At 64.0% G+C, this 26,357-nt stretch carries 29 protein-coding genes; 18 read left to right on the top strand and 11 right to left on the bottom strand.

Annotated elements, in window-relative coordinates; genetic code table 11:
* Positions 1 to 82 precede the first annotated feature (82 nt).
* Positions 83 to 1,354, top strand: coding sequence for a polyhydroxyalkanoate depolymerase (locus AWB77_RS17720; RefSeq protein ID WP_061135726.1), 1,272 nt, complete (start codon positions 83 to 85; stop codon positions 1,352 to 1,354).
* Between the two features lie 111 nt (positions 1,355 to 1,465).
* On the opposite strand, the gene AWB77_RS17715 is transcribed toward AWB77_RS17720, so the two are convergent.
* Complete coding sequence (locus AWB77_RS17715; protein WP_061135725.1) at positions 1,466 to 2,098, bottom strand: TetR/AcrR family transcriptional regulator; 633 nt, start codon at positions 2,096 to 2,098, stop codon at positions 1,466 to 1,468.
* Positions 2,099 to 2,465: 367 nt separating this feature from the next.
* Here AWB77_RS17715 and rsxB point away from each other — a divergent pair, with 367 nt between their 5' ends.
* From rsxB to AWB77_RS17700, 3 genes are all read left to right on the top strand, one after another.
* Positions 2,466 to 3,302: an electron transport complex subunit RsxB gene (gene rsxB, locus AWB77_RS17710; RefSeq protein WP_061135724.1), complete on the top strand. Its 837-nt coding sequence runs from the start codon at positions 2,466 to 2,468 to the stop codon at positions 3,300 to 3,302.
* Positions 3,299 to 3,943 carry an endonuclease III gene (gene nth, locus AWB77_RS17705; protein ID WP_061135723.1) on the top strand — a complete coding sequence of 215 codons (645 nt, stop codon included), beginning with the start codon at positions 3,299 to 3,301 and terminating at the stop codon, positions 3,941 to 3,943. The genes rsxB and nth overlap by 4 nt, the downstream gene beginning before the upstream one ends.
* 74 nt (positions 3,944 to 4,017) lie before the next feature.
* Positions 4,018 to 4,449, top strand: a complete 432-nt coding sequence (locus tag AWB77_RS17700; protein WP_061135722.1) for a DUF1841 family protein — start codon at positions 4,018 to 4,020, stop codon at positions 4,447 to 4,449.
* A gap of 89 nt (positions 4,450 to 4,538) precedes the next feature.
* Here AWB77_RS17700 and AWB77_RS17695 read toward each other — a convergent pair whose 3' ends face one another.
* Positions 4,539 to 4,919, bottom strand: coding sequence for a c-type cytochrome (locus AWB77_RS17695; RefSeq protein ID WP_061135721.1), 381 nt, complete (start codon positions 4,917 to 4,919; stop codon positions 4,539 to 4,541).
* Between the two features lie 42 nt (positions 4,920 to 4,961).
* The gene (locus AWB77_RS17690; RefSeq protein ID WP_008350687.1) at positions 4,962 to 5,327 is read right to left on the bottom strand and encodes a c-type cytochrome; all 366 of its coding nucleotides are present in this window, start codon (positions 5,325 to 5,327) and stop codon (positions 4,962 to 4,964) included.
* A gap of 397 nt (positions 5,328 to 5,724) precedes the next feature.
* Here AWB77_RS17690 and AWB77_RS17685 point away from each other — a divergent pair, with 397 nt between their 5' ends.
* The 7 genes from AWB77_RS17685 (at position 5,725) to AWB77_RS17655 (ending at position 11,660) form a co-directional block, all read left to right on the top strand.
* A complete protein-coding gene (locus tag AWB77_RS17685; RefSeq protein ID WP_061135720.1) occupies positions 5,725 to 6,567 on the top strand; it encodes an AAA family ATPase in 843 nt (280 codons plus the stop codon).
* A 4-nt stretch (positions 6,568 to 6,571) separates the two neighbouring features.
* Positions 6,572 to 7,162, top strand: coding sequence for a GNAT family N-acetyltransferase (locus AWB77_RS17680; RefSeq protein WP_061135719.1), 591 nt, complete (start codon positions 6,572 to 6,574; stop codon positions 7,160 to 7,162).
* A gap of 20 nt (positions 7,163 to 7,182) precedes the next feature.
* Positions 7,183 to 8,358: a vWA domain-containing protein gene (locus AWB77_RS17675; protein WP_061135718.1), complete on the top strand. Its 1,176-nt coding sequence runs from the start codon at positions 7,183 to 7,185 to the stop codon at positions 8,356 to 8,358.
* 15 nt (positions 8,359 to 8,373) lie between these two features.
* Positions 8,374 to 9,570 carry a benzoate/H(+) symporter BenE family transporter gene (locus tag AWB77_RS17670; protein WP_061135717.1) on the top strand — a complete coding sequence of 399 codons (1,197 nt, stop codon included), beginning with the start codon at positions 8,374 to 8,376 and terminating at the stop codon, positions 9,568 to 9,570.
* A 70-nt stretch (positions 9,571 to 9,640) separates the two neighbouring features.
* Positions 9,641 to 9,889: an energy transducer TonB gene (locus AWB77_RS17665; RefSeq protein WP_061135792.1), complete on the top strand. Its 249-nt coding sequence runs from the start codon at positions 9,641 to 9,643 to the stop codon at positions 9,887 to 9,889.
* A 212-nt stretch (positions 9,890 to 10,101) separates the two neighbouring features.
* Complete coding sequence (tal, locus tag AWB77_RS17660) at positions 10,102 to 11,055, top strand: transaldolase (protein ID WP_061135716.1); 954 nt, start codon at positions 10,102 to 10,104, stop codon at positions 11,053 to 11,055.
* 176 nt (positions 11,056 to 11,231) lie between these two features.
* Positions 11,232 to 11,660, top strand: a complete 429-nt coding sequence (locus AWB77_RS17655) for a VOC family protein (protein WP_061135715.1) — start codon at positions 11,232 to 11,234, stop codon at positions 11,658 to 11,660.
* A 27-nt stretch (positions 11,661 to 11,687) separates the two neighbouring features.
* On the opposite strand, the gene AWB77_RS17650 is transcribed toward AWB77_RS17655, so the two are convergent.
* The 6 genes from AWB77_RS17650 to AWB77_RS17625 form a co-directional block, all read right to left on the bottom strand.
* Entirely contained in the window at positions 11,688 to 12,788 is a 1,101-nt protein-coding gene (locus tag AWB77_RS17650) for an FUSC family protein (protein ID WP_061135714.1), read from the bottom strand.
* 140 nt (positions 12,789 to 12,928) lie between these two features.
* A complete protein-coding gene (gene mctP, locus AWB77_RS17645; RefSeq protein ID WP_061135791.1) occupies positions 12,929 to 14,479 on the bottom strand; it encodes a monocarboxylate uptake permease MctP in 1,551 nt (516 codons plus the stop codon).
* On the bottom strand, positions 14,479 to 14,727 hold the full coding sequence (locus AWB77_RS17640) for a DUF3311 domain-containing protein (protein ID WP_061135713.1): 249 nt from the start codon (positions 14,725 to 14,727) through the stop codon (positions 14,479 to 14,481). Before AWB77_RS17640 ends, mctP begins: the two co-directional genes overlap by 1 nt.
* 223 nt (positions 14,728 to 14,950) lie before the next feature.
* Positions 14,951 to 15,844, bottom strand: coding sequence for a class I SAM-dependent methyltransferase (locus tag AWB77_RS17635; protein WP_061135712.1), 894 nt, complete (start codon positions 15,842 to 15,844; stop codon positions 14,951 to 14,953).
* On the bottom strand, positions 15,841 to 16,323 hold the full coding sequence (locus tag AWB77_RS17630; RefSeq protein WP_061135711.1) for a DNA-deoxyinosine glycosylase: 483 nt from the start codon (positions 16,321 to 16,323) through the stop codon (positions 15,841 to 15,843). Before AWB77_RS17630 ends, AWB77_RS17635 begins: the two co-directional genes overlap by 4 nt.
* Positions 16,320 to 16,964 carry a chorismate--pyruvate lyase family protein gene (locus tag AWB77_RS17625; RefSeq protein WP_061135710.1) on the bottom strand — a complete coding sequence of 215 codons (645 nt, stop codon included), beginning with the start codon at positions 16,962 to 16,964 and terminating at the stop codon, positions 16,320 to 16,322. The genes AWB77_RS17630 and AWB77_RS17625 overlap by 4 nt, the downstream gene beginning before the upstream one ends.
* A 136-nt stretch (positions 16,965 to 17,100) precedes the next feature.
* Between AWB77_RS17625 and AWB77_RS17620 the strand changes: the two genes are divergently transcribed.
* The gene (locus tag AWB77_RS17620; RefSeq protein WP_061135709.1) at positions 17,101 to 17,358 is read left to right on the top strand and encodes a hypothetical protein; all 258 of its coding nucleotides are present in this window, start codon (positions 17,101 to 17,103) and stop codon (positions 17,356 to 17,358) included.
* A gap of 55 nt (positions 17,359 to 17,413) precedes the next feature.
* Here the strand turns inward: AWB77_RS17620 and htpG are convergent, their stop codons facing one another.
* Positions 17,414 to 19,318, bottom strand: a complete 1,905-nt coding sequence (gene htpG / locus AWB77_RS17615; protein ID WP_061135708.1) for a molecular chaperone HtpG — start codon at positions 19,316 to 19,318, stop codon at positions 17,414 to 17,416.
* Between the two features lie 136 nt (positions 19,319 to 19,454).
* Here htpG and AWB77_RS17610 point away from each other — a divergent pair, with 136 nt between their 5' ends.
* Entirely contained in the window at positions 19,455 to 19,991 is a 537-nt protein-coding gene (locus AWB77_RS17610; RefSeq protein ID WP_061135707.1) for a hypothetical protein, read from the top strand.
* Here AWB77_RS17610 and AWB77_RS17605 read toward each other — a convergent pair.
* The gene (locus AWB77_RS17605; RefSeq protein ID WP_061135706.1) at positions 19,988 to 21,454 is read right to left on the bottom strand and encodes an aminotransferase-like domain-containing protein; all 1,467 of its coding nucleotides are present in this window, start codon (positions 21,452 to 21,454) and stop codon (positions 19,988 to 19,990) included. The genes AWB77_RS17610 and AWB77_RS17605 overlap by 4 nt on opposite strands.
* A 180-nt stretch (positions 21,455 to 21,634) precedes the next feature.
* Between AWB77_RS17605 and AWB77_RS17600 the strand changes: the two genes are divergently transcribed.
* From AWB77_RS17600 to AWB77_RS17580, 5 genes are all read left to right on the top strand, one after another.
* Positions 21,635 to 22,435, top strand: coding sequence for a VOC family protein (locus tag AWB77_RS17600; protein WP_061135705.1), 801 nt, complete (start codon positions 21,635 to 21,637; stop codon positions 22,433 to 22,435).
* 13 nt (positions 22,436 to 22,448) lie between these two features.
* On the top strand, positions 22,449 to 23,390 hold the full coding sequence (locus tag AWB77_RS17595) for a DMT family transporter (RefSeq protein ID WP_061135704.1): 942 nt from the start codon (positions 22,449 to 22,451) through the stop codon (positions 23,388 to 23,390).
* 73 nt (positions 23,391 to 23,463) lie between these two features.
* Complete coding sequence (locus tag AWB77_RS17590; RefSeq protein WP_061135703.1) at positions 23,464 to 24,660, top strand: aminotransferase-like domain-containing protein; 1,197 nt, start codon at positions 23,464 to 23,466, stop codon at positions 24,658 to 24,660.
* A gap of 33 nt (positions 24,661 to 24,693) precedes the next feature.
* Positions 24,694 to 25,155 (top strand): RidA family protein, encoded by a 462-nt coding sequence (locus AWB77_RS17585; protein ID WP_061135702.1) that lies wholly within the window; start codon positions 24,694 to 24,696, stop codon positions 25,153 to 25,155.
* 31 nt (positions 25,156 to 25,186) lie between these two features.
* Positions 25,187 to 26,086 (top strand): PhzF family protein, encoded by a 900-nt coding sequence (locus AWB77_RS17580; protein WP_061135701.1) that lies wholly within the window; start codon positions 25,187 to 25,189, stop codon positions 26,084 to 26,086.
* Positions 26,087 to 26,357 lie beyond the last annotated feature (271 nt).

Genomic DNA, 26,357 nt, shown 5'->3' with positions numbered 1-26,357 from the left:
CGAATGCCGTTGACGCTCATCTCCGGATCAGTTGCCGGAATCAACGGGCACACCGGTTTCCACCGGAGTTACTGGGGCAACCATGCTCTATCAAATTCACGAATTCCAGCGAGCTTTGCTGTCTCCCCTCACAGCATGGGCCCAGGCCGCGTCCAAGTCGTTCGTCAACCCGGCCAGTCCGCTCGCCTACGTGCCCGGTTCGAGCCGTCTCGCCGCGGGTTACGAACTGCTCTATCGGCTCGGCAAGGATTATGAAAAACCCGAGTTCGATCTCCATCAGATCGTCAAGGACGGTCACAACATCCCGATCGTCGAGCAGACGGTGCTCGAAAAGCCGTTCTGCCGCCTGCTGCGCTTCAAGCGCTTCGCCGACGACAGCGCGACCGTCACCAAGCTCAAGAACGAGCCGATCGTGCTCGTGTGCGCGCCGCTCTCCGGCCACCATTCCACGCTGCTGCGCGACACCGTCAAGACGCTGTTGCAGGATCACAAGGTGTACATCACCGACTGGATCGACGCGCGCATGGTGCCGATCGAGAACGGCCCGTTCCATCTGGACGATTACGTCGAATACATCCAGGAATTCATCCGTCATATCGGCGCGAAGGATCTTCATGTGATCTCCGTGTGCCAGCCGACGGTGCCGGTGCTTGCCGCCATTTCGCTGATGGCGAGCCGGGGCGAAGACACACCGCGCACGATGACCATGATGGGCGGCCCGATCGACGCGCGCCGCAGTCCCACGTCCGTCAATTCGCTCGCGAACGAGCACTCGTACGAATGGTTCGAGAACAACGTCATCTATACGGTGCCGGCGAACTATCCGGGCGTCGGACGCAAGGTGTATCCGGGCTTCCTGCAGCATGCGGGCTTCGTCGCGATGAACCCGGAGCGCCATCTCACGGCCCATTGGGACTTCTATCAAAATCTGCTGCGCGGCGACGATGAAGACGCCGAGCAACATCGCCGTTTCTACGACGAATACAACGCCGTGCTCGATATGGCCGCCGAGTACTACCTCGAAACGATCCGCGTCGTGTTCCAGGAGTTCCGCCTCGCCGAAGGCACGTGGGAAGTGAACGACGAACTCGTGCGTCCGCAGGACATCGAGCACACCGCGCTCTTCACGATCGAAGGCGAACTCGACGACATCTCCGGCAGCGGCCAGACGCGCGCCGCGCACGACCTGTGCACCGGCATTCCGGCGAAGCACAAGCGGCACTTCACGGCGGAGAAAGCCGGCCACTACGGCATCTTCTCGGGCCGCCGCTGGCGCACGATGGTGTATCCGCAGTTGCGCGAGTTCATCCTCGAGCACGACAAGACGCCGAAGACCGAAGCGGTGCCTGCCTGAGCGTTTGCGCGCCGGGACCGATTCCATCGCGGCAAACAAAAACGTCGCGCCTTGCAAAAGGCGCGACGTTTTTTTATGACGACGCAAGCTGCGGGTTCGAACCCGCAAGCATCAGCGCCGCGTCAGATAGGCAAGCAGCAATTCGGTATTCATCCGCACGATCTGCTCACGCTGCATCTGCTCGCTGAAATCGAGCCCGAAAGTGGCTTCCAGTGTGAAGCGATTCGACACGATGTAATAGCCGAGTCCCGAGAGAACGATGTAGAACTTCAGCGGGTCGACGTCGGTGCGAAACAATCCGGCTTTCTGGCCACGATCGAGGATCGCCGTGAGCGTCGTGACGATCGGCGAGATCAGTTCGCGGATCCGGTTCGATCCTTTGATATATCTCGCCTCATGCAGATTTTCGTTGTTGATGAGGCGCAGCAATTCCGGATGATCCCGGTAGTAATCCCAGACGAAATGCGCGAGACGCGTCATTGCTTCGATGGGCGCAATGCCGTCGAGTTCGAGCGTGCGCTCGGCATCGACGAGTGCGGCGAGCGCATGTTCGAGCACGGCGGTGAATAACTGCTCCTTGCTACCGAAGTAGTAGTAGAGCATGCGTTCGTTGGTCTCTGCCCGGCGCGCAATCTGATCGACGCGGGCGCCGAACAAGCCTCCCGCCGCAAACTCTTCAGCGGCGGCAAGCAAGATACGGCGCCGGGTGCCTTCAGGATCTCTTTTGATTTTCGGCTGATTCATGGTGGCATGACTCGGGAGCCGCGTTGCCGGATTAGCGTCACGCGGCCCGCGTTGGGGTACATGACGTGAACGGGCGCTGCCCAGGGTTATTGGGAAACACCGTCCTGCGGTCAAACGGAAAAGCGCTTCGATTATGCGCACATCGAACGACCTTGGCAATTGGGATTGCAAGCCATCCGGCACGACTGTTGACGACTTCGGCGATAATGTCGAATAAAGCCGAGCGCGCCCGCAAAGCGGTACGCGCGCCCAACAGGCAGCGTGCGGTCGTCGTGGACGCCGAAGCGTTTTCTTCGCGTCGGACGTATTTCCATCGACGATCTGCGTACCCGCTGCGCCAGTCCCCAAGGCATCATCGCAACTCCCCGTGACCGCAACCGTTCCCAAGACGCTCGCCGAGCGCATCGAAGACCTGCTGCCGCAGACGCAATGCACCAAGTGCGGCTATCCCGCGTGCCGGCCGTACGCCGACGCCATCGCCGCGGGCGAGGCGAGCTACAACCAGTGCCCGCCCGGCGGCGCTGAAGGCGTCGCGCGGCTCGCTGCGCTGCTCGGCAAGCCCGATATCCCGCTCGATACGACGCATGGCGTGGAACGCGCGCGGCCCGTCGCCGTCATCGACGAGAACGTGTGCATCGGCTGCACGCTATGTATGCAGGCGTGCCCGGTCGATGCGATCGTCGGCGCGGCGAAGCAGATGCACACGGTCATCGCCGAATTGTGCACGGGCTGCGATCTCTGCGTGCCGCCCTGCCCGGTCGACTGCATCGCGATGGTGCCCGTGACGGGCGAGCGCACCGGCTGGGATGCGTGGAGCCAGGAAGCAGCCGATGCGGCGCGCGCGCGGCATGATCGCCGCGTCGCGCGGCTCGAACGCGAACGCGCCGAAGCGCAGGCGCGGGCGAACGCGCGCCAGAAGGCGCGCGAGACACAGCGGGCGCCTGACCTGGCGCCCGCAGCGCACGACACACCGCCCGCGAGCGACGATCCCGAAGCGAAGAAACGCGCGATCATCCAGGCCGCGCTGGAACGCGCGCGCAAGAAGAAGGAAGAAATGGCGAAGCTCGGCGCGGGTCCGAAAAACACCGAGCACGTGAGCCCGGCGGTGCAGGCGCAAATCGATGAAGCCGACGCGCGCCGCCGCCGTCTCGGCCTTTCGGACGGCGCGAACGCGTCCCATCCAGACGAAAGCGACGAGCCATGAACGCCACGAAGCGCCGCGCGATCTACGAGACCTTGCAAAGCCTGAATCCGCATCCGAAGACCGAGCTCGAATACACGACGCCGTTCGAACTGCTGATCGCCGTGATGCTGTCCGCGCAGGCCACCGACGTCTCCGTCAACAAGGCGATGCGCAAGATGTTTCCCGTCGCCAATACGCCAGCGGCGGTGCTCGCGCTCGGCGAGGAAGGCGTCTCGGAATACATCCGCACGATAGGGCTTTATCGCACCAAGGCGAAGAATGTGATCGCGACGTGCCGCATCCTCGCTGATCAATACGGCGGCGAAGTGCCCGACAGCCGCGAGGCGCTCGAAGCGTTGCCGGGCGTCGGACGCAAGACGGCGAACGTCGTGCTGAACACCGCGTTCGGACAACCGACGATCGCAGTCGACACGCATATCTTCCGCGTCGCGAATCGCACCGGGCTCGCGCCGGGCAAGGACGTGCGCGCCGTCGAAACCGCGCTCGAGAAATTCACGCCGAAGGAATTTCTGCACGACGCACATCACTGGCTGATCCTGCACGGACGCTACGTCTGCAAGGCGCGCGTGCCCGAATGCTGGCATTGCGCGATCGAACCGCTCTGCGAATTCCGGCCAAAGACGCCCGCGCCGGTCGAATGACGGCGGTCCGGGCAGGCGGGGCGCGTCGCGGTTTAAAATAGCGGGCTCGGAACCCGCAATCGAATCAACACGTTATGTTCAACCCCAGCCGCGACGAAGTTCGCCAGTTCTTCACCGAAACGTGCCGCAAGGAGCGCGCCGGCGAGATTCTGACGCCGCTCGAAAGCATCGCCGCCGACTGGATCGGCGAGCATCCGGAATATCACGACGCGCTCGTGAACCCCGAATCGCGCGAGGCCGATTACTCGCCCGATCGCGGCCAGACCAATCCGTTCCTGCATCTGTCGATGCATCTCGCGATCAGCGAGCAATTGTCGATCGATCAGCCGCCGGGCATCCGCCGCGCGCACGACAGGCTCGTCGCGCGCCTCGGCTCGCCGCACGACGCGCAGCATGCGATCATGGACTGCCTCGGACAGGTGATCTGGGAAGCGCAGCGCTCCGGCACGCCGCCCGACACCGACGCGTATCTCGCACTCATCGAGCGCCGCGCGTCGCGTGATTGAGCGATCCTGGCGATTGATCCCGCCGAAATGAAAACACCCCGCTTGCGAAGCGGGGTGTTGCTCGATGCAAGACCGCGAACGCCGCGCGCTTACTTCTTCAGCACGAGACTGCCGTCGAGCGATTCGATATACGCGGCGAGATCCTTCAGATCGCTTTGCGACAGGCTTTGCACCTGCGCCGCCATGATGGCGTTGTTGCGGCCGAAGTTCGGATTGTTGCCGCCGATCTGATACTGGCGCAGCGCCCAGTAGATGTACGTCGCATGCTGACCCGCGAGACGCGGATACTCGCCGCTCACCGGCTTGTTGAGGCCGGGGCCGTGACAGGCCGCGCAGTTGTGGCTGTCGGAAAGTGCCTTGCCGTTGCTCACGTCTGCCGCGTGCGCACTGCCGAACGCCGTCATGCCGATGAGCGCCGCTGCTGCGCCCGCTGCCTTGAAGCTTGAATGAAGTGCCTTGGACGGCTTCATGAATTCTCCTACCCGTTGTCGCTTTGCGTTCTCACGCGCGGATCACTTGTCGGGATTGTTCTTCGATTGGGGAGTCTGCGCGGCGTAATACGCAGCGATATCGGCGATGTCCTGATCCGACAGCGTCGTCGCGATGGCGCGCATCGTGTCGAAATGACGGTCGCCCTTCTTGTAGGCGTGCAGCGCATTGGCGATGTACTGTGCGTTCTGGCCGCCCAGCATCGGCACTTCGTAGACTTCGGGGTACGCGGTGCGATAGCCGGGGATGCCGTGGCAGCCGATACACATCGCGACCTTGCCCTCCGCGGCCTTCGCGTTGCCGACGACGTCGGCCGACGCCTCACTCGCGAAGCCGGCGAGACCGGACAGCGCTGCAATCACGGCACATTTGCCGACGAAATTGTTCATAGCTCTTCTAACCTGGCTTGAGGGGAAATCCGGCGCTCACAAGGCCGCGGCCCGCGCCGAGCGCAATACAAGCTTCTCGGGACTGTTCGCTGCTGCAGGGTCTGTCGCCGCGCAGGCCAAAAAAATCGCGCTAATTGTACCGCGCGACCTACCCTCCGTCCACACGCGAACCGCGCCGAAGCCTTGCTGGCAAGGGGAATCGGCTGAAAAGCAGCGGTCCGGCCTGCGACAATTCGTCCCTGTACAAGCGATGAGCCCGCTTGCGCGCGCGCTTCACGCGCGTCCGGGAAGGCTCGCGCGCCCGCCGATAAAGCGGCTCAAACGATACCCGGCGCGCCTCAATGCCGAAAGGTCTTCTGACTTATACTGGGATTTTTTTGCCAACCGGATCTTCGTCATGCGTTTCGAAGGCTCATCGCAATACGTCGCAACCGACGATCTCAAGCTCGCGGTGAACGCCGCGGTGACGCTGCAACGGCCGCTGCTCATCAAGGGCGAGCCCGGCACCGGCAAGACCATGCTCGCGGAAGAAGTTGCGGCAGCACTCGGCATGCCACTGCTGCAATGGCACATCAAGTCGACCACGAAAGCGCAGCAAGGTCTCTACGAATACGACGCGGTCTCGCGCCTGCGCGATTCGCAACTCGGCGACGAGCGCGTGAAGGACATCCGCAACTACATCGTCAAGGGCGTGCTGTGGCAGGCGTTCGAGTCGGACGAGCAAAGCGTGCTGCTCATCGACGAGATCGACAAGGCGGACATCGAATTTCCGAACGATCTGCTGCGCGAACTCGACCGCATGGAGTTCTACGTCTACGAGACGCGCGAGCTCGTGAAGGCGAAGCATCGGCCGCTCGTCATCATCACGTCGAACAACGAGAAGGAGTTGCCCGACGCGTTCCTGCGCCGCTGCTTCTTCCACTACATCAAGTTCCCCGATGCCGAGACGATGAAGGCCATCGTCGAAGTGCATTTCCCCAACATCAAGCAGGACCTGCTGGCGGCGGCGATGCAAAGTTTTTTCGAACTGCGCAACGTGTCGGGGCTGAAGAAGAAGCCGTCGACGTCCGAGCTGCTCGACTGGCTCAAGCTGCTGCTCGCCGAGGACATCGCACCCGAAGCGCTGCGCTCGCCGGATCAGAAGCAGATCGTGCCGCCGCTGCACGGCGCGCTGCTCAAGAACGAACAGGACGTCGCGCTCTTCGAGCGGCTGCTCTTCATGAACCGCAATCATCGATAAGACCATGAGCCGCTGGATCGAACCCGTCACGCTGCAAGGCGAACACGTCAGGCTCGTGCCGCTCACGGCCGAGCACGAAGCGGCGCTCGCGGCCGCCGCGCGCGACGGCGAACTGTGGAAGCTCTGGTACACCTTCGTGCCCTCGCCCGACAAGACGCGCGCGTATATCGACACCGCGCTCGACATGCGCGATCGCCTGGGCGCGCATCCGTTCGCCGTGATCGATGCGAAGACCGGCGACATCGTCGGCTCGACGCGCTATTTCAATGTCGACGAAGCGAACCGGCGGCTCGAGATCGGCCATACGTGGTATGCGAAACGCGTGCAGAAGACCGCGCTCAACACGGAAGCCAAACTGCTGCTGCTCGCGCACGCGTTCGACAAGCTCGATGCCATCGCCGTCGAGTTCCGCACGCATTTCATGAACCACGCGTCGCGCACGGCGATCGCGCGGCTCGGCGCGAAGCAGGACGGCATTCTGCGCAATCATCAGGTCGGGCGCGACGGCGTGTTGCGCGATACCGTCGTGTTCTCGATCATCCGCTCCGAATGGCCGGCGGTGCGCGCGAACCTGAACTACCGCCTCGACCGCTAAAGCACGATGGAGAGCGCGCCATGCTGATCGACTTCTTCTACTCGCTGCGCGACGCGAAGCTGCCCGTCTCGGTGAAGGAATATCTGACCTTGCTCGAAGGGCTGAAGGCGCAAGTCATTTCGCCGTCGCTCGACGAGTTCTACTTCCTCGCGCGCATGACGCTCGTGAAGGACGAGAAGTACTTCGACAAGTTCGATCGCGCGTTCGGCGCGTATTTCCACGGCCTGACGCAGCTGCCCGACGAAGCCTTCGACATTCCGCTCGACTGGCTCAGGAAGCGGCTCGAACGCGAATTCACGGCGGAAGAAAAGAAGCGCATCGAGGCGCTCGGCGGCCTCGACAAGCTGATGGAACGCCTGAAGGAACTGATGGACGAGCAGAAGGAGCGTCACGAAGGCGGCAACAAGTGGATCGGCACGGGCGGCACGTCGCCATTCGGGCATGGCGGCTACAACCCGGAAGGCATTCGTATCGGCGGGGAATCGTCGGGTAATCGCACGGCAGTGAAAGTGTGGGACGAGCGCGCGTACAAAGACTACGACGATCAGGTCGAGATCGGCACGCGCAACATCAAGGTCGCGCTGCGGCGCCTGCGGCGTTTCGCGCGCGAAGGCGCGAACGAAGAACTCGATCTGCCCGACACGATCCGCAGCACCGCCGCGAATGCGGGCTGGCTCGATCTCAAGATGGTGCCCGAGCGGCACAACAACGTGAAAGTGCTGATGCTGCTCGACGTCGGCGGTTCGATGGACGATCACATCAAGCGCGTCGAAGAGCTGTTTTCGGCGGCGAAGGCCGAGTTCAAGCATCTCGAGTTCTATTACTTCCACAACTGCGTGTACGACTATCTGTGGAAGAACAATCGCCGCCGTCACACGGAACGCACGCCGACCTTCGACGTGCTGCACAAATTTACGCCGGACTACAAGCTGATCTTCGTCGGCGACGCCACGATGAGCCCGTACGAAGTGCTGCAGCCGGGCGGCTCCGTCGAATACAACAACGCCGAGGCGGGCGCGGTGTGGCTGCGCCGCCTCGCCGATCAATTCCCGCATCACGCGTGGCTCAATCCCGAGCCCGAGCGGCTATGGGAATATCGCCAGTCGATCTCCGCGATCCGCAACGTGCTCGGCAATCGCATGTATCCGCTGACGATGGCCGGCCTCGAAACCGCCATGCGCGCCCTGTCGAAGTAACCGGTAACCACACGAATGAAAGCTTCCGCTCCGGCGCCTGCCGCGCCGCGTTTCTTCTTTGACACGTCGCTGTCCACCATCGTCGCCGGCTTCGTCGCGATGATGACCGGCTACACGAGTTCGCTCGTGCTGATGTTCCAGGCGGGCCAGGCCGCGCATCTTTCCGACGCGCAGATTTCCTCGTGGATCTGGGCGCTCTCGATGGGCATGGCCGTCTGCACGATCGGGCTGTCGCTGCGCTTTCGCGCGCCGGTCGTCGTCGCGTGGTCGACGCCGGGCGCGGCGCTGCTCGTCTCGTCGCTGCCGAACGTCGCCTATGCCGATGCGATCGGCGCGTTCATCGTCTGCGCAGTGCTGCTGACGGCCGTCGGCCTGACCGGCTGGTTCGACACCTTGATGAAGCGCATCCCGTCCGGCATCGCCGCCGCGCTGCTCGCGGGCATCCTGTTCGAGATCGGCATCGAGATTTTTCGCGCGGCCGAGCATCGCACGGCGCTCGTCATCGCGATGTTCTTCACGTATCTCGCCGGCAAGCGCTTCGTGCCGCGCTACGCGATTCCGGCGACGCTCGTCGTCGGCATTGCGCTCGCGGGCGGGCTCGGGCTGCTCGACTTCACGCGCTTTCACGTCGCGTTCGCGCATCCCGTCTTCACGATGCCCGCGTTCTCCATCGCTTCGGCGATCAGCATCGGCATTCCGCTTTTCGTCGTCGCGATGGCGTCGCAGAACGTGCCGGGCATCGCCGTGCTGCGCGCCGACGGCTACACGACGCCCTCCGCCCCGCTCATCTCGACCACCGGCCTAGCCTCGCTCGTGCTCGCGCCCTTCGGCTCGCACGGCGTGAATCTCGCCGCGATCACGGCGGCGATCTGCACCGGACCCGAAGCGCACGAAGATCGCAGCAAGCGCTATACGGCGGCCGTCTGGTGCGGCATCTTCTATCTGATCGCGGGAACGTTCGGCGCGACCATCGCGGCGCTGTTCGCGGCGTTGCCGAAGGAACTCGTCGTGTCGGTCGCCGCGCTCGCGCTGTTTGGCTCGATCATGAGCGGCCTCGCCAATGCGATGCAGGATGCACGCCAGCGCGAGCCCGCGCTCGTCACGTTCATGGTGACGGCCTCAGGGCTTACGTTGCTGTCGATCGGCTCCGCGTTCTGGGGATTGATCGCAGGCGTCGCGACACATTTCGTGCTGAACGCCCGCCGCGCGTGACGCGGCCTACAATGACGGAATCGGCCCCTTTCGGCCGATGCTTTTCGCAACCGTTTTTGGCAATTCCGTCATGGCTTTGATCGATAAACTACTGGCGCGCTCCGCGCCGCCCGGCGCCGCCGTAAAACGCAAGACGATCGTGCGCGTGCTGCTCGACGACGCCGGGCACGTACAGGACGTCGTCCTGAAGATGAGCTGCGGCGATCCCGCAAAAGACGCTCATGCGCTCGACGAGGTCCGCAAGATGCGCTTCGCGCGCGGGCAGCTCGGCTCGGGCACGGTGCGGCGCTGGCACGAACTCGCGTACGCGGCGGATTGAACGCGCGTTTCCCCGTTCTGTCGAAGTTGCGCTCGCCGCAGCATCCGGACGCGCACGGTATCAGCGCGTTCGCCGCGCTCGGGACTAGAATGGGAGATTGATATTCAAGGGGCGCGCCGCGCGAACGAAGTCGCCGCGCGGCGTCGCAATCATGGGCAATCCGCGGGTTGGTTACCGCAATTTGACAAGACGCCACGCGTCTGAGACTCGACATGACATCCGCTCTCGACCAGCTCAAGCAATACACGACCGTCGTCGCCGACACGGGCGACTTCCAGCAATTCATCGCATACAAGCCGCAGGACGCGACCACGAATCCGTCGCTGATCCTGAAGGCCGTCCAGAAGGACGATTACAAGCCGCTGCTCGAAAAGACCGTCAAGGAGCACGCGGGCAAGCCGATGCCGCAGATCATCGACAATCTGCTCGTCGCGTTCGGCACCGAAATCCTGAAGATCGTGCCGGGGCGCGTGTCGACCGAAGTCGATGCGCGCCTGTCATTCGACACGAAGGCGTCGATCGACAAGGGCCGCGAGATCATCAAGCTCTACGAGAACGCCGGTATCGACCGCAAGCGCGTGCTCATCAAGCTGGCGTCGACGTGGGAAGGCATCCGCGCGGCCGAAGTGCTGCAGAAGGAAGGCATCCACTGCAACATGACGCTGCTCTTTTCGCTCGCGCAGGCCGTCGCGTGCGCCGAAGCGGGCGCGCAACTGATCTCGCCGTTCGTCGGCCGCATCTACGACTGGTACAAGAAGTCCGCCGGCGCGGAATGGGACGAAGTGAAAAACGGCGGCGCGAACGATCCGGGCGTGCAGTCGGTGCGCCGCATCTACGCGTACTACAAGAAGTTTGGCTACAAGACCGAGGTCATGGGCGCGAGCTTCCGCACCGTGAGCCAGATCACCGAACTCGCGGGCTGCGATCTGCTCACGATCAGCCCCGATCTCCTGAAGAAACTCGCCGACAGCAACGACACGGTCGAGCGCAAGCTGTCGCCGGAGAACGTGAAGAACGAGAACGTGGAGAAGATCGCCGTCGACGAACCGACCTTCCGCTTCCTCGTCAACGACGACGCCATGGCGACGGAAAAGCTCGCGGAAGGCATCCGCGCCTTCGCCGCCGATGCGATCAAGCTCGAGAAGCTGATTACCGCGCTGCAGTAACCTGCGCCCACGACGAACCGCACGTCGCACGCGAAGATTGCTGCGATTTGCGGTTTTTTCTATTTCGCGCCTTCTTGACTCAATTTGACTCTTTCCGAGTCAACGCAGGACTCGGTTGCAATAGACTTTCGTGCTTCGGCGGCATGTCCGCTTTATCTGCACGGAGTCATTCGGTCATGCAACTGGACACCTACATCTTTTACAACGGCGATTGCGCCGCCGCGCTCGAACTCTATCAGGCAGCCTTTGGCGCGCAAATTGCCACGCTGGTGCGCTTTCGCGACGCGCCCGACGGCGGTAACGCGCCGCCCGACTGGCAGGACAAGGTCATGCACGCGGTATTCGCAGTCGGTCAAAGCATGATCATGGTGTCCGACGGCCGCTACGGTCAGCCGCGCAAGGATTACTCGGGCTTCACGCTGTCGATCACGGCGGCCGACGCGCAATCGGGCGAGCGCATCTTCAACATGCTCGCCGAGGGCGGCAACGTCCTCACGCCGTGGCAATCCACGTTCTGGACGCAAGGGTTCGGCATGCTGACCGATCGCTTCGGCGTGCCCTGGCTCATCAACGTGGTGCATGAAAGCGAGGCGCAGGCCGCCTGAACGCCCTCCCGTCATTGCATCGGAGCATCATGGATTGAGCGGCCGCGCGCCTTCGATATTCCACTGACGCTCGATTTCCGACAGACGCAGCCGCAAACATTCCACCTGCTCGACGAGGCGCATCGCGAGCCAGTGCATGCCCTGCGTCGTCGCACTGGTTTCGTCGTCCGCGCAGGGCCGCGGCGCAGGCGACGCATCCATCGCGCGATGCAGCAGGCCGACGCGCCCGAAACGCAACGCGCGCGCCATCTGCAAAAGCTGCTGGCGCACCGCGTACTCCTCCGGCGAGCACGCGATCGCGAAGCGGCCAGCGCCCGCACCTTCCGGCATCGACATCACCAGCATCTCCAGTGCCGCCAGAATCGAGCGGTGCAGCCGCTGGATTTCCTCCAGCCGCGCCGTCGGCACCTGTGTTTCCTTCGCGACCGATTCCATCAGCGCGCGCGCCTGAACGAGCCGCTGGCTCATCGCGTACATGCGGCGCGCAGTGTCCTCCGCAACGAACTGCGTGCCGTCGAGCAGCGCGCCGTAGATCTTCGCGCATTCGCGCAGATTGTCGGCGAGGCGGTAGCGCCACGAATACGTCGCGTATTGCGGCAGCACGAACGAGAATGCGAGCGCGATCACTACTCCGATCAGCACGTTCGCCGTGCGCCACAAGCCGGTGGAAAGCGGCAAGTCGCCGTGTCCGGAGACGATGACCATCGTGATCGCCGTGAGCAACGCAACGTAGCCCGGTTTGCCGATCGCGTAATAGGCGCAACCGCCCGCGATCAGGCACATCAGCAGAAAGAACACCATCACCGATCCGGTCAGCGTCTGGGCGAGGATCAGCACGAGCCCGAAAGCCGCGCCGAGCATCGTGCCGATCGCGCGTTCGCCCGCTTTCTTGCGGATATTGCCGTAATGCTGCAACCCGCCGACCACGACGAGCACCGAGACCGTCGCCCAGATGCCGTGCGGCATGTCGATGCCCGTCGTGACGGCGATCGACATCGCCACGGCAAGGCCGACGCGCATCCCGTGGATGAGATTGGCGTGCCGATAGCGAAAGTACGGCGACGTGAGCCCGTGAACGAGCCGCGAGAGTCGGCCGCGCCTGAGTGACGCCGATGTCGGAGAAAGCATGATTTGCTCACGTCGATGAACAACACGTCGATGGCACGAAGGCTGCCGCAAAACAAAACGCCCGAAACGGCGCGGAGCCTGTTACGGGCGTTTTACCAGCTTTTCGCGCGCCGCGTCTAACGCGTGCGCGCGCTTGCGAATCAGCCTTCCACGATGTCGAGATAATCTTCCGGACGCGTGCGGTCGTCCGAGCGTTTGAGGCCCAGCACGCGCACGAGCAGGCTCACGACGATCGACACGATCAGATTCGCGATCAGCGCCCACACCGCCGCGTAGCCCGGCACGACATAGCCGAACAGATGCAGCGGATAGATCGAGCCCTTCAGTTGCAGCGACACGGCCATCCACGTACCGACGCCGATGCCCACCGCCCAGCCGATCAACAGACCGCGATGATCGAGCACGCGCGTGTAGAGGCCGAGCACGAGCGCGGGCAGGGTCTGAATGATCCAGATGCCGCCGAGCAGTTGAAGCTGGATTGCGTACGTCAGCGGCAGCGCGAGAATGAAGACCACCGCGCCCACTTTCACGATCAGCGACACGAGCTTGGCGACGTTGGTTTCCTGCTCCGGCGTCATCTTCGTGTTGACGAACTCGCGATGCACGTTGCGCGTGTACAGGTTCGCCGCCGCGATCGACATGATCGCCGCCGGCACCAGCGCGCCGATGCCGATCGCCGCGAACGCGACGCCCACGAACCACGACGGGAAGTAGTGCAGAAACAGCGCCGGCACGGCGAAGTTCGCGCCGTAGGCCTTGAAGTACTGGGCGTATTCCGGCATGTCCTTCACGCCCGAGGCGAGCGCCATGTAGCCGAGCAGCGCGAGCAGGCCGAGCACGAGCGAATACGCCGGCAGCAGCGACATGTTGCGGCGGATCGTGTTGCCCGAGTTCGACGAGAGAATCGCCGTCACCGAGTGCGGATACAGGAACAGCGCGAGCGCCGATCCCACCGCGAGCGTCGCGTACGCGCTGTAGCCGTTCAGGCTCGCGGCATCGGGCGCCTTGAGCAGCAGCTTCGCGGGCGGCACGGTGCTGAAGATATGACCGAAGCCGCCGAGCTGCGCCGGAATCACGATCATCGCGGCGATGATCGTGATGTAGATCAGCACGTCCTTGACCACGGCGATCATCGCCGGCGCGCGCAGGCCCGACGTGTACGTGTACGCGGCGAGAATCGCGAACGCGATGATGAGCGGCAGATCGCCGACGAAGCCTTGCGTGCTGAAGCCGAGCGCGCCGATCACCACCTCGATGCCGACCAGTTGCAGCGCGATATACGGCATCGTCGCGACGATGCCCGTCAGCGCGACGGCGAGCGCGAGCATCCGGCTGTTGTAGCGCGCGTGCACGAAGTCGGCGGCGGTCACGTAACCGTGACGCTTCGCGATGCTCCACAGCTTTGGAAACACGACGAACGCGAACGGATAGATGAGGATGGTGTACGGCAGCGCGAAGAAACCCGTCGCGCCCGCGCCGAACACGAGCGCCGGAACCGCGACGAACGTGTAGGCCGTATAGAGATCGCCGCCGAGCAGGAACCAGGTGACGATGGTGCCGAAGCGCCGGCCGCCGAGACCCCATTCGTCGAGCTGGGCGAGATCGCCCTTGCGCCAGTGCGCGGCGATGAAGCCGAGAATCGTGACGCCGACGAAGAAGAGAACGAAGACGAAAGTTGCAGTGCCGTTCATCATCGCGCACCTCCGTTCTTTCGTCCCGAGGGCAGCGCCTTGGTTTTCTTATAGACGACGGCGGTGATGACTGCGCTGATCAGCACCCACAGAAGCTGATACCAGTAAAAGTACGGAAAGCCCCACAGAACGGGCTCGATCTTGTTGTAAAACGGCACCCATACCACACCGATCCAAGGAAGGATCAGAAGCCAAAGCCAGTGCTTGTTGCGCGGTTGTCCGGTGCCGGTCGCAGCTTCGTGAGCCATGAACGGTCTCCTCTTGTTTTGTCGTTATTGCGAGCCCGGCGGGATGCCGGTCGTCGGGTAGACATGCGCTGAAAGCACCCCGAAATAACAGAGGGAGTATATGGACCGATAAAAAGCGCTCAAATCAGGGACAATCCCGACTATTCAGATGTCTCTGCTTTTCTTGTCTTTCTGCTTGACGCCAAAGGGCCGGAACGCGCCTCCCGGCCCGGCGCGTGCGCGATCAGATCGAGAACGAGCCGCCCACTGCGACGCCCGCACTCTGCGCGAGCCCCTTCACCCACTTGCGCGCGGGCAGATCGAGTTGCGCTTCGATCAGCTTCGCGCGTGTTTCCAGCGCGGCGAACGGCACGTCGAGCGCGGGACCGGCGAAGGCGAGCGCGACGCGATTGCCGTCGTGCACTTCGGGCAGCGCGATCACGCGACGATCGAACGCTTCGTTCAGATGCCGCATGTTGCGCACGAAGCTCGGATGATCGCCGAACAGGTTGATGGTGACGACGCCGGCCTCGGGCGTCAGACAGGCGCGGCACGCGCGATAGAACGACACGCTATCGAGCACGGGGCCGCGCGCGGTGGCGTCGTATATATCGATCTGCAATGCGCCGATCGTCCCGTGGTTCGCGCGATCGTTGACGAACTCCCACGCGTCGCGCTCGGTGACGGTCAGGCGCGCGTCGTCGTAAGGCAGTTCGAACATCGCGCGCGCGGCGATCACGACGGCCGGATTCAGCTCGACCGCTTCCACTTTCGCGCGCTTCAGAAAGCGATAGCAGAACTTCGTGAGCGCGGCCGCGCCGAGCCCGAGTTGCACGATGCGCTCGGGTGTCTCGACGAACAGCAGCCATGCCATCATCTGCTGCGCGTATTCGAGTTCGATGTGATCGGGCTTCTTGAGACGCATCGCGCCCTGCACCCATTCGGTGCCGAAATGCAGAAAGCGCACGCCGCCTTCTTCGGAGAACGTCACGGGCGCGAAGCGCGGCTTGCGCGGCGCGTCGATGCGCGGCGCGTTCGCGAGATCGTCGTCGTCGCGATCGCGTTTGGATTTGGCGTGGTCTTTCTTGCGGCCGAACGCGCGTGCTTCCGCCGACGCGCGCTTGATGAGATTCGTCATTGTGTGGTGAGGATGTCGCGCCAGATGCGCAGTTTCTGATCGAACGAGAGGATAGCATTGGCCGCGCTCGACGACGGCAGCACGAGCGTCGCGTAACCCGCCGCAGCGAGGACGGGCGCGAACTTGCCGGAAGTCTTGCCGTTGAAGCAGACCTTGCGCAGCGCGGGGAAGCGTGTGTGGAACACGGCGAAGTCGTTGGGCGAAGCGTTGCGGATCGCCGCGTCGAGACTGCCCTCGCGCTCGCACGCGGCGAGCACGTCCCATAAACCGATGCCATGCTTCATCAAGCGCGTGAGGCGCTCGTCGTAGCGCAGTTCGTGCAGCGATTCGCCGATCGCCGCGCCCACGAGCCGCCAGAACTGATTACGTGGATGCGCATAATACTGCGTCGCCGCCAGCGACGCGACGCCGGGAAAACTGCCGAGGATGAGCGTATGCGTCGCGGCATCGCCGACGGGTTCGAATCCCGCGAGTTTCATTTCGCCTCGCCACGCACGACGCGCTTCGCATGCGAGCGCAGGTGATCGTACGAACGCACATGTTCCCGATGATGCCGCTTGCCATCCGATACGGCGAGCCGCGACCACAGCGCATCGAGCATGCATTCGGTAACCATCAGCGGCGCACCGTGCCGCTCGAACACCGAACGGCGTGCGACAAGCGCGTGCGGTCGTTCATCCGTTTGCATGCGTGCCAGCCGATACAGCGGATGCCGCGCGCCAATCCTTCGGCTGACGAGCACCGAGCGCGACACGCTGCTGTCGCTATAAAGCAGTTCCGCGAGCGGACGCGTGCGCAGACGGCGCATCGATTGCCAGATGCCCGCGCTGTCGGAAAGCGGCACGATGCTATGCGCGACGACGAACGGCACGTCATCGACCTTGAGCGTGACTTCGCGCGTCCAGACCGGCGTGCGCGGCGTGACATCGAGCGCGTTCGATTCGTCGCGCCACGGGATATCGACGGCTTCGCGCGTCACATCGACCGTCACCGCGCCGAGCGTGCGCAGATGCGCGGTCAGGGAGCCGCCGCGTGTGAGCCAGTCTTTTTGTGCGTCGGAAAGAGAAGGAAGCGGGACGACGCGCCAGTGTGCGTCGATGGGATCGTTGGGCGTGGGCATCGGCCGATTATAGAGGCACCCGACATTCGGACGTTTCGGCTGGAATCGCTCGCCATCGACGGATATAAGGAGATTTGCCGCGAACACTGCATCACCGAGGCGCGGCGTCCAGACGCACAATCAACGAAACAAGACTATGACAATCAACAAGAAACAGTCGTCGAAAGCAGTCACCGAGATCGCCGAAAAGACATTGCATGATCCGCACGCATCGAAGATCGCGAAGAGCTTCGCGGGATCGGTTCTCGCGCAGCGCCACACGAGCAAACAGACCGGCGCGGCAATGGAACATAAGGCATCGGAAGCATTGAGAAGCCCGAAGTATTCGGAAGAAACGCGAAAGATGGCGGCATCGCTCGTCGCTCAGTCGAATAAGGAACGCAAGAGCAAATAAAAAAACGCGCCGCCAGTATCCCGGCGGCGCGTCCATCCAAAACACTGCAAAAAAACTATCGCGCGAGCAACAGCGCATTCGTCCTCTTCACGAAGCTCGCCGGATCTTCCAGCGCACCGCCTTCGGCGAGCAATGCCTGATCGAACAGCAGGTGGCACCAATCGACGAAATTGGCGTTATCCGCATTCAGCGCCTTCACGAGCGGATGCTCCGGATTCACTTCGAGAATCGGCTCCGCTTGCGGCGCGTTCTGCCCCGCCGCCTTCAGCATGCGCTGCAGATAGCCGCTCATGTCACCTTCATCGGCGACGAGGCAGCTCGGCGAATCGGTGAGGCGGAACGTGAGGCGCACGTCCTTCGCCTTGCCTTCGAGCGCTTCCTTCATCTTTTCGACGAGCGGCTTCATTTCCTCGCCGACCTTCTCCTGTTGCTGCTTTTCCTCGTCGTCGAGCGCGCCGAGATCGAGGTCGCCGCGCGCGACGCTTTGCAGCGGCTTGCCATCGAACTCGTTGAGGAACGACAGCATCCATTCGTCGACGCGATCCGTCAGCAGCAGTACTTCGACGCCCTTCTTGCGGAACACTTCGAGATGCGGGCTGTTCTTCGCGGCCTGCCAGCTATCGGCGGTGACGTAGTAGATCTTCGTCTGCTCGGGCTTCATGCGCGCGACGTAATCCGCGAGCGACACGTTCTGCTCGTCGGTGTCGTTTTGCGTCGACGCGAAACGCACCAGCTTCGCGATGCGCTCGCGATTGCTGAAGTCCTCGCCGATGCCTTCCTTCAGCACTTGTCCGAACTCTTTCCAGAACGTCTGATACTTCTGCTTGCCGGCGTCTTCGGTGGCTTCCGCCGACGACGTCGCGATCTCTTCCAGCATCGACAGCACGCGCTTGGTCACGCCTTCGCGGATCGCCTTCACGTCGCGGCTTTCCTGCAGGATTTCACGCGATACGTTGAGCGGCAGATCCGCGGAATCGACGACGCCCTTCACGAAGCGCAGATACGCGGGCAGCAACTGCTCGGCGTCGTCCATGATGAACACGCGCTTCACGTACAGCTTCAAGCCGCCGCGATGCTCGCGGTTCCACAGATCGAATGGCGCGTGCTTCGGCACGTACAGCAGTTGCGTGTACTCGCTGCGGCCTTCGACGCGGTTATGCGTCCACGCGAGCGGATCGTCGTGATCGTGCGAGATGTGCTGATAGAACTGCTTGTACTGCTCGTCCGTGATGTCGTTCTTCGGACGCGTCCAGAGCGCGCTCGCCTGGTTGACGGTCTCGTCCTCGTCCTTCGTGACCATCTCGCTCTTTTCCGCGTCCCATTCTTCCTTCTTCATCAGGATGGGCAGCGCGACGTGATCCGAATACTTCTGGATGATCGACTTCAGCCGATGCGTCGACAGGAATTCGTCCTCGTCCGCGCGCAGATGCAGCGTGATGGTCGTGCCGCGTTGCGCGCGCTCGATGTCCTCGACCTCGAAATCGCCCTCGCCCGCGCTCGTCCAGCGCACGCCCTGATTCGCCGGCAATCCGGCGCGGCGCGTTTCGACCGTGATCTTGTCCGCGACGATAAAGCCCGAGTAAAAGCCGACGCCGAACTGGCCGATCAGCGCCGCGTCCTTCTGCTGGTCGCCGGAGAGCTTCGAGAAGAATTCCTTGGTGCCCGAGCGCGCGATCGTGCCGAGATGCGAGATGGCTTCGTCGCGGCTCATGCCGATGCCGTTGTCGTCGATGGTGACGGTGCGCGCGGCCTTGTCGAACGACACGCGGATACGCAGATCCGGATCGCTCTCGTAGAGCGCGCTGTTCTCGATGGCTTCGAAGCGCAGCTTGTCCGCGGCGTCGGATGCGTTGGAGATCAGTTCGCGAAGAAAGATTTCCTTGTTGCTGTAGAGCGAATGGATCATCAGATGCAGAAGCTGCTTTACTTCTGCCTGAAAGCTCATGGTTTCTTGCGCCATGTCGGTTCCTCTTTGATTTCGTTGATGCGGATGCGTTGGCCTGTGGTTGGCCCTTTGGCCTGCTGGCCGAATTTGTCCGATATAAGGGCACATCGGCGGATTTCAAGAGGGCGATTCGCCCCGTTATGATGCGTGCATGAACCGGACCGCCCGCCCGCTCACCCGCGGCGAGAGAGCCATCGCCCGTTGCGTCTTCGAAGACGCCATCGATTACGCGCGTGTGCGCGTCCATGCGCGCGCCTATCTCCCGTTCGGCCTGCAGCCGCGCCGCACGGCGATGGCCCCCAACGGCCACCTCTATTTTCCGCACGGCTGTTTTCAGGACGACTTCTCCGCCTGCGACATCGCCGATCGCATGTGGTTCATTCACGAGATGACGCACGTCTGGCAGTTTCAACTCGGCTATCCGGTGCGGCTGCGCGGCGCGTTTCGCATCGGCTTGACGTATGCGTACATCCTCGCCGACGACAAGCGCCTCTGCGATTACAACATGGAAGCGCAAGGCAACCTGCTCGCGGACTATTTCGCGCTGAAGTTCTGCGATGGGCAAGGCCGCCTCTACGAACATCGCTATCGGCACAGGCCCGGCGCGCTCGCGTTGTATGAAACCGTGCTCGCGGATTTTCTGCGCGCGCCGGCAGAACGCCGTAATCTCCCGGGCCGCCGCCGCTAGGCGCTGCGCCGCGCGGCCTTGTCCAGATAGCTCGAAAGGAACGCGGACAACGCCGGATCGCCGCAATTGGCAATGTTGAAGCGCATCCACGTTGTCGGCGACTGATGCGGCGAAAAGAGACTGCCGGGCGTCAGCAGAAAACCGGCTTCGTGTCCGGCTGCCGCGAGGCCATCGGAATCGACGCCCGCGTCGGCCCACAGGAACATGCCTGCCGACGCCGGTGCCGCAAAGAGCCGCAGGCCCGTTTTTTCCAGCATGCGCGCGGTCTTCTCGCGCACGCCGTCGAGCCGCGTGCGCAACCGTTCGACGTGACGCCGGTAGTGCCCTTCCGTCAACACCTTGTAGACGACGCGCTCGTTGAGCTCGGGACTCGTCATGCCGACGAGCATCTTCTGGTCGGCGAGCGCCTTCGCGACTTCCGGCGCCGCCGCGATATAGCCGACGCGCAGATTCGCCGCGAGCGTCTTCGAGAAGCTGCCGAGGAAGATCACGCGCTTCAACTGATCGAGCGATGCGAGGCGCGTCGCGGGAAAGCCTGCGGGACAGAGATCGCCGTAGACATCGTCCTCGACGACGATGAAGTCGTACTCCTGCGCGAGTTGCAGGATCCGGTACGCCTGCGCGGCCGTCAGCGACGTGCCGGTCGGATTCTGCAGCACCGAATTGACGATCAGCATCTTCGGACGCCAGGTTGCGACGAGCGCCTCGAGCGCGTCGAGGTCGGGGCCGTCGGGCGTGTACGGCATGCCGACGAGCCGCGCGCCCTGCGACGCAAAGCGGCCGAACATCTGGAACCACGCCGGATCGCCGACGATCACCGCATCGCCCGGCTTGACGTAGAGGCGCGCGATCAGGTCGATCGCCTGCGTGATGCCCGACACGAGCACGATCTGACGCGCCGCCGACGCGCCGATCTCCAGTTCTTCCAGCCGCGTCTGCAATTGCTGGCGCAGCGGCAAAAACCCTTGCGGCGTGCCGAAGCCGAGCATTTGCGCGCCGCTTTGCCGCGACAGCGAGCGCAGCGCGTTGGTGATCAGCTCGCCGTCGAGCCAGCGCGCCGGCAGGTAACCGAGCCCCGGCCCTTTCTCCGGACTGGACGTATGCAGCATGTTGCGCAGCAGCCAGACCACGTCGATGGCGTTTTGCACCGGCTCGCGCTCCGCCGCAACGGCTGGCGTTTCGCCTTTCGCGACGAGCGCCGGCGCGACGCGCTCGCGCACGTAAAAACCAGAGCCGCGCCGCGAATCGAGATAACCGTGCGCGACGAGCCGCTCGTATGCCTCGACCACGGTAAAGCGCGACACGCCCTTGTCCAGCGCGAGCTTGCGGATCGACGGCATGCGCATGCCCGGACGGAATACGCGCTCGTCGATACGGCGCCGGCCCCATTGCACCAGTTGATCGACGAGCGTGAGTTGCGCGGCGTCGTGCGGGGCGGGAATCTGATCGAGCGGAACGGACATGCGGACCTCCGGTGCGGCAAGCGTAGCGTAGCGTGGCGTCGGAAAAACTGTACCGAATAGTAATGGGCCGATTGTACCGTTACTGTTACGGTGATAGCGGCTACATTTTGCCTTCGGGCCAGCCGGTGCGCGAGCCTGAAAGCGTTATGCTGTCGGCCTTTGTTCATCGCCCTGCCTGTCATGACCGATCATCGACTCAAACTCGATCACCTCGTGATCGCCGCACGCACGCTCGACGAAGGCGCGCAGTTCGTCGCCGCGAGATTCGGCGTCGAAACGGCGCCCGGCGGCGCGCATCCGTCAATGCGCACGCACAACCGGCTGCTGAATCTGTGGGGCGGCGCGTATCTGGAAGTGATCGCGGCCGATCCATCGGCGGCGCAGGCCGAAGCGCCGCGCCCGCGCCTTTTCGCACTCGACGATCCGTCGATGCAGCGTCGGCTCGACGAGCACGGCCCGCAACTCGTGCACTGGGTCGCGCGCGTGGACCGGCCGAAGTCGCTCGCGCGCTGGCGTGAGCAGTATCCGGCGCGCATCCCGCCGGTCGCGGCGATGTCGCGCGGCGGCAATACGTGGGGGCTCACCGTCCCCGACGACGGCGCGTTTCCCGCGTGGCAAGACGCGGGCGATGGCGTGCTGCCGTCGCTGATCCAGTGGGACACGCCGCGTCATCCGAGCGCCGCGCTGCCGGAAACGGGCATCGCGCTGCGCTCGCTGACGGGCTTTCATCCGCATGCGCAGGCGGTTTCCGAACAGCTTGCATGGCTCGGCGCGGCGCATCTGATGCGCGTCGAGCCGACGGCGGGCGCGCCCGTGCTCGTCGCGCAGTTCGAGCTGCCCGACGGCTCGACGCTCACGCTCGGCGAAGCGGCCGAACAGGCGCAGGCGCGCGACGAAGCGGCGCGGCAGGCCGCGAAGCCGCGTCGCGCAAAGAAGACTGAAACATCCGCATCACCCGAATCACCCGCCGCCACCGACTGAGGAGCACCGCACGATGAAGACCCGCGAAACCGAAGGCATGCTGCTCGGCCTGATCGGCGTCGTCATTTTCAGCCTTACGCTGCCGATGACGCGCATCGTCGTCGCGGAGGTCAATCCGGTTCTGAACGGCCTCGGGCGCGCGCTCGTCGCCGCCGTGCCCGCCGCCGCGCTGCTCTTGTGGCGTCGCGAGAAGCTGCCGACGTGGCCGCAGGTCAAAAGTCTCGCGGTCGTCGCGCTGGGCGTCATCATCGCGTTTCCGGTGTTTTCCGCCTGGGCGATGAAAACCGTGCCCGCCTCGCACGGCGCGGTCGTCAACGGCTTGCAGCCGCTGTGCGTCGCCATTTACGCCGCGTGGCTTTCGCACGAGCGGCCGTCGAAGGCGTTCTGGGCGAGCGCGGTCGCGGGCAGCGCGATCGTCGTCGCGTTCGCGTTGCAGGCGGGCGGCGGCGGGCTGCAGGCGGGCGATTCCCTGATGCTCGTCGCGGTCGGCATCGGCGCGCTCGGCTATGCGGAAGGCGCGCGGCTCGCGCGTCAGATGGGCGGCTGGCAGGTGATCTGCTGGGCGCTCGTGCTGTCCGCGCCGTTCCTCGCGCTGCCGGTCGGCTGGCTCGCGTGGGCGCAACTGTTCGGCAGCCACGCGACGCATCCCGAACCGCTCGCGCTCAAGACCTGGCTCGCGTTCGGCTACGTGACGCTGTTCTCGCAGTTCATCGGCTTCTTCGCGTGGTACGCCGGGCTCGCGATGGGCGGCATCGCGCGCGTCGGGCAAGTGCAACTGCTGCAGATCTTCTTCACGATGGCGTTCTCCGCGCTCTTCTTCGGGGAGCACGTGAGCGCGTCGACGTGGCTGTATGCGGCCGCCGTCATCGTGACGGTCGTGCTCGGCCGCAAGGCCACCGTCCGCGCCGCGCCGCAGCCGGTCGTGGCCGCGCCCGCCACGACGCACGCAAGATGACGCCGTCGCGCGATAATCGAGGTTTGCGGCCCGTTCCGCGATAAAAATCACCCAGAGACAACCGAGGCATTTCATGAATCAAGCCGATCTCCGCGCCACGCCGTGGCAACTCTCCGAACGCGCACGCAAGCTCACCAGTTCGGCGATTCGCGAAATCCTGAAGGTCACGGAGCGGCCGGAAGTCATTTCCTTCGCAGGCGGCCTGCCCTCGCCCGCGACGTTCCCCGTCGAGGAAATGCGCCACGCATCGGAACGCATCCTGCACGATCAGCCCGCCGCCGCGCTCCAGTACAGCGCGACCGAAGGCTACATGCCGCTGCGCGAGTGGATTGCGGCGCGCTACTCGGTGAACGGCGTGCAGATCCGTCCGACGCAGGTGCTGGTCACGACGGGCTCGCAGCAGGCGCTCGATCTGCTCGGCAAGACGCTCGTCGATCCGGGCAGCCGCGTGCTCGTCGAAACACCGACTTATCTCGGCGCGCTGCAGTCGTTCTCGCTGTTCGAGCCGCACTACGTGCAGGTGCCGACGGATGACTCCGGTTTGATTCCCGACGCGCTCGACGCCGCGCTGACCGCGAACGCGCGCCTCCTGTACGCACAGCCGAACTTTCAAAATCCGACGGGCCGCCGCCTGCCGCTCGAACGCCGCCGCGCGCTTGCCGCATTCGCGAAAAGCGCCGCGTTTCCGGTTATCGAGGACGACCCCTATGGCGCGCTCGATTACGCGGGCGCGCCGCTGCCGACGCTGCTCTCGATGGCGCCCGATCACATCGTCCATCTCGGCTCGTTCTCGAAGGTGCTGGCGCCGGGCCTGCGCGTCGGCTACATCATCGCGCCCGAGGAATTGCACTTCAAACTGGTGCAGGCGAAACAGGCGACCGACCTGCACACGCCGAGTCTCACGCAGCGCATCGTGTACGAAGTCGTCAAGGACGGTTTTCTCGATACGCACGTGCCGAAGATCCGCGCGCTCTATCGCGATCAATGCAACGCGATGCTCGACGCGCTCGAACGTCACATGCCCGCCGGCGTCGAATGGAACCGGCCGGAAGGCGGCATGTTCGTGTGGGTGAAGCTGCCGCAACAGATCGATTCGATGAAGCTGCTCGAGCAGGCGATCGCGCAGAACGTGGCCTTCGTGCCGGGCGGCCCGTTCTTCGCGAACGAAGCCGCGCACAACACGATGCGCCTCTCGTTCGTGACCGTGCCGCCCGCGACGATCGACGCAGGCGTGGCGAAGCTCGGCGCGCTGATTCGCGCAAGCATCTGACTTTCAACGTTTAAAAGTTTAGAGGAGCAACCGATGGCATCGAACGTCTACGACAAACTCAAGGAACTCGGCATCGAACTGCCCAACGCGGGCGCGCCCGCCGCCGCGTACGTGATGAGCGCGCAAGGCGGCAACACGGTGTATCTCTCGGGACATATCGCGAAGAAGGAAGGCAAGGTGCACGCCGGCAAGCTCGGCGCCGACATCACGACTGAAGAAGGCAAGGCCGCCGCGCGCAATGTCGCCATCGACCTGATCGCGACGCTGCACGCGCACGTCGGCGATCTGAACCGCGTGAAGCGCATCGTCAAGGTGATGAGCCTCGTGAACTCGACGTTCGAATTCACCGAGCAGCATCTCGTCACGAACGGCGCGTCCGAACTGATTGCCGACGTTTTCGGCGATGCCGGCAAGCACGCGCGCTCGGCGTTCGGCGTCGCGCAGATTCCGCTCGGCGCCTGCGTCGAGATCGAACTGATCGCGGAAGTCGCCTGACGCGCGTCTCGGCGTTTTCAAAAAAAAGCCCATGTCCTTACGTACTGTCCAGTTCAAACAGGTCGATGTCTTCACGTCGGTCCCGTTCAAGGGCAATCCGCTCGCCGTGGTCTTCGACGCCGAAGGTCTGTCGAGCGCGCGCATGCAGGAAATCGCGCGCTGGACCAACTTGTCGGAGACGGCGTTCCTGCTGCCGCCGACCGATCCGCGCGCCGACTATCGCGTGCGCATCTTCACGACGGCGCTCGAGCTGCCGTTCGCCGGACACCCGACGCTCGGCAGCGCGCATGCGCTCATCGACGCCGGCTACACGCCGAAGACGCCCGGCCGGCTCGTGCAGGAATGCGGCGTGGGGCTCGTGATGCTCGCCGAACGCGGCGATTCCGATGCGGGCGCATGGGCGTTCGCTGCGCCGCGCGCGACCATCGCCCCTTTGACCGATGCGCAGAACGAGCGGCTCGCCGCAGCGCTCGCGCCCGCGAAAATCGATTTCAGCGCGCCGCCCGCGGCGGTCGACAACGGCGCGCCGTGGCTCGTCGTGCGCGTGGCCGACGCGGCGCAATGTCTCGCGCTGTCGCTGCACGGCGGCGCGCGTGAGACGCTCGCGGCGCTCGTCGCGGAAGTGCGCACGCACGGCATCGCCGTGTACGGTCCGCACGGTGCCGGCGGCCCGGCGACCTTCGAACTGCGCGTGATTCTGCTCGGCGCGGAGAATATCGAGGATCCGGTGACGGGCAGCGCCAATGCCGCGCTCGCGACGCTGCTTACGCAACAGGGCAAGCGCCCCGGCCCGCGCTACACCGTTCGGCAAGGCACCGCGCTCGGGCGCGACGGCCGCGTGAGCATCGAATACGACGATACGGCCGACGGCGGGCCGGTCTGGATCGGCGGCTCGTCGGTAACTGTGATCGACGGCACCTGCCGCATCTGAAACAATGCCCCGGATGCGGCTCCAGCCCGCGCGTATACCCCCAAGCGAGGCCCCTTTCACAATCCTGGTGGCTTCGTTAATATCTGAACAATCGGGGATAAGAACGCAAACGCGGTGCATATTGGCGGACGCGTAAGCGTCGTAAGGACGAAGCGCGCGCGCCGCAGCGCAAACGTATGCTCGAGTCAGGCCGGTGCGCCGCCGCAGCAAACGGCGCATCGAACCGCCGTGGCGCAATCTTCTGACGTGGATCGGGACGTGGATCGGGTCT

This window comes from Caballeronia fortuita (genome assembly GCF_001544835.2).
Classification (GTDB): domain Bacteria; phylum Pseudomonadota; class Gammaproteobacteria; order Burkholderiales; family Burkholderiaceae; genus Caballeronia; species Caballeronia fortuita.
Note: the sequence above shows the minus strand (reverse complement) of the source record. Positions and strands in the feature narration are given on the sequence as shown.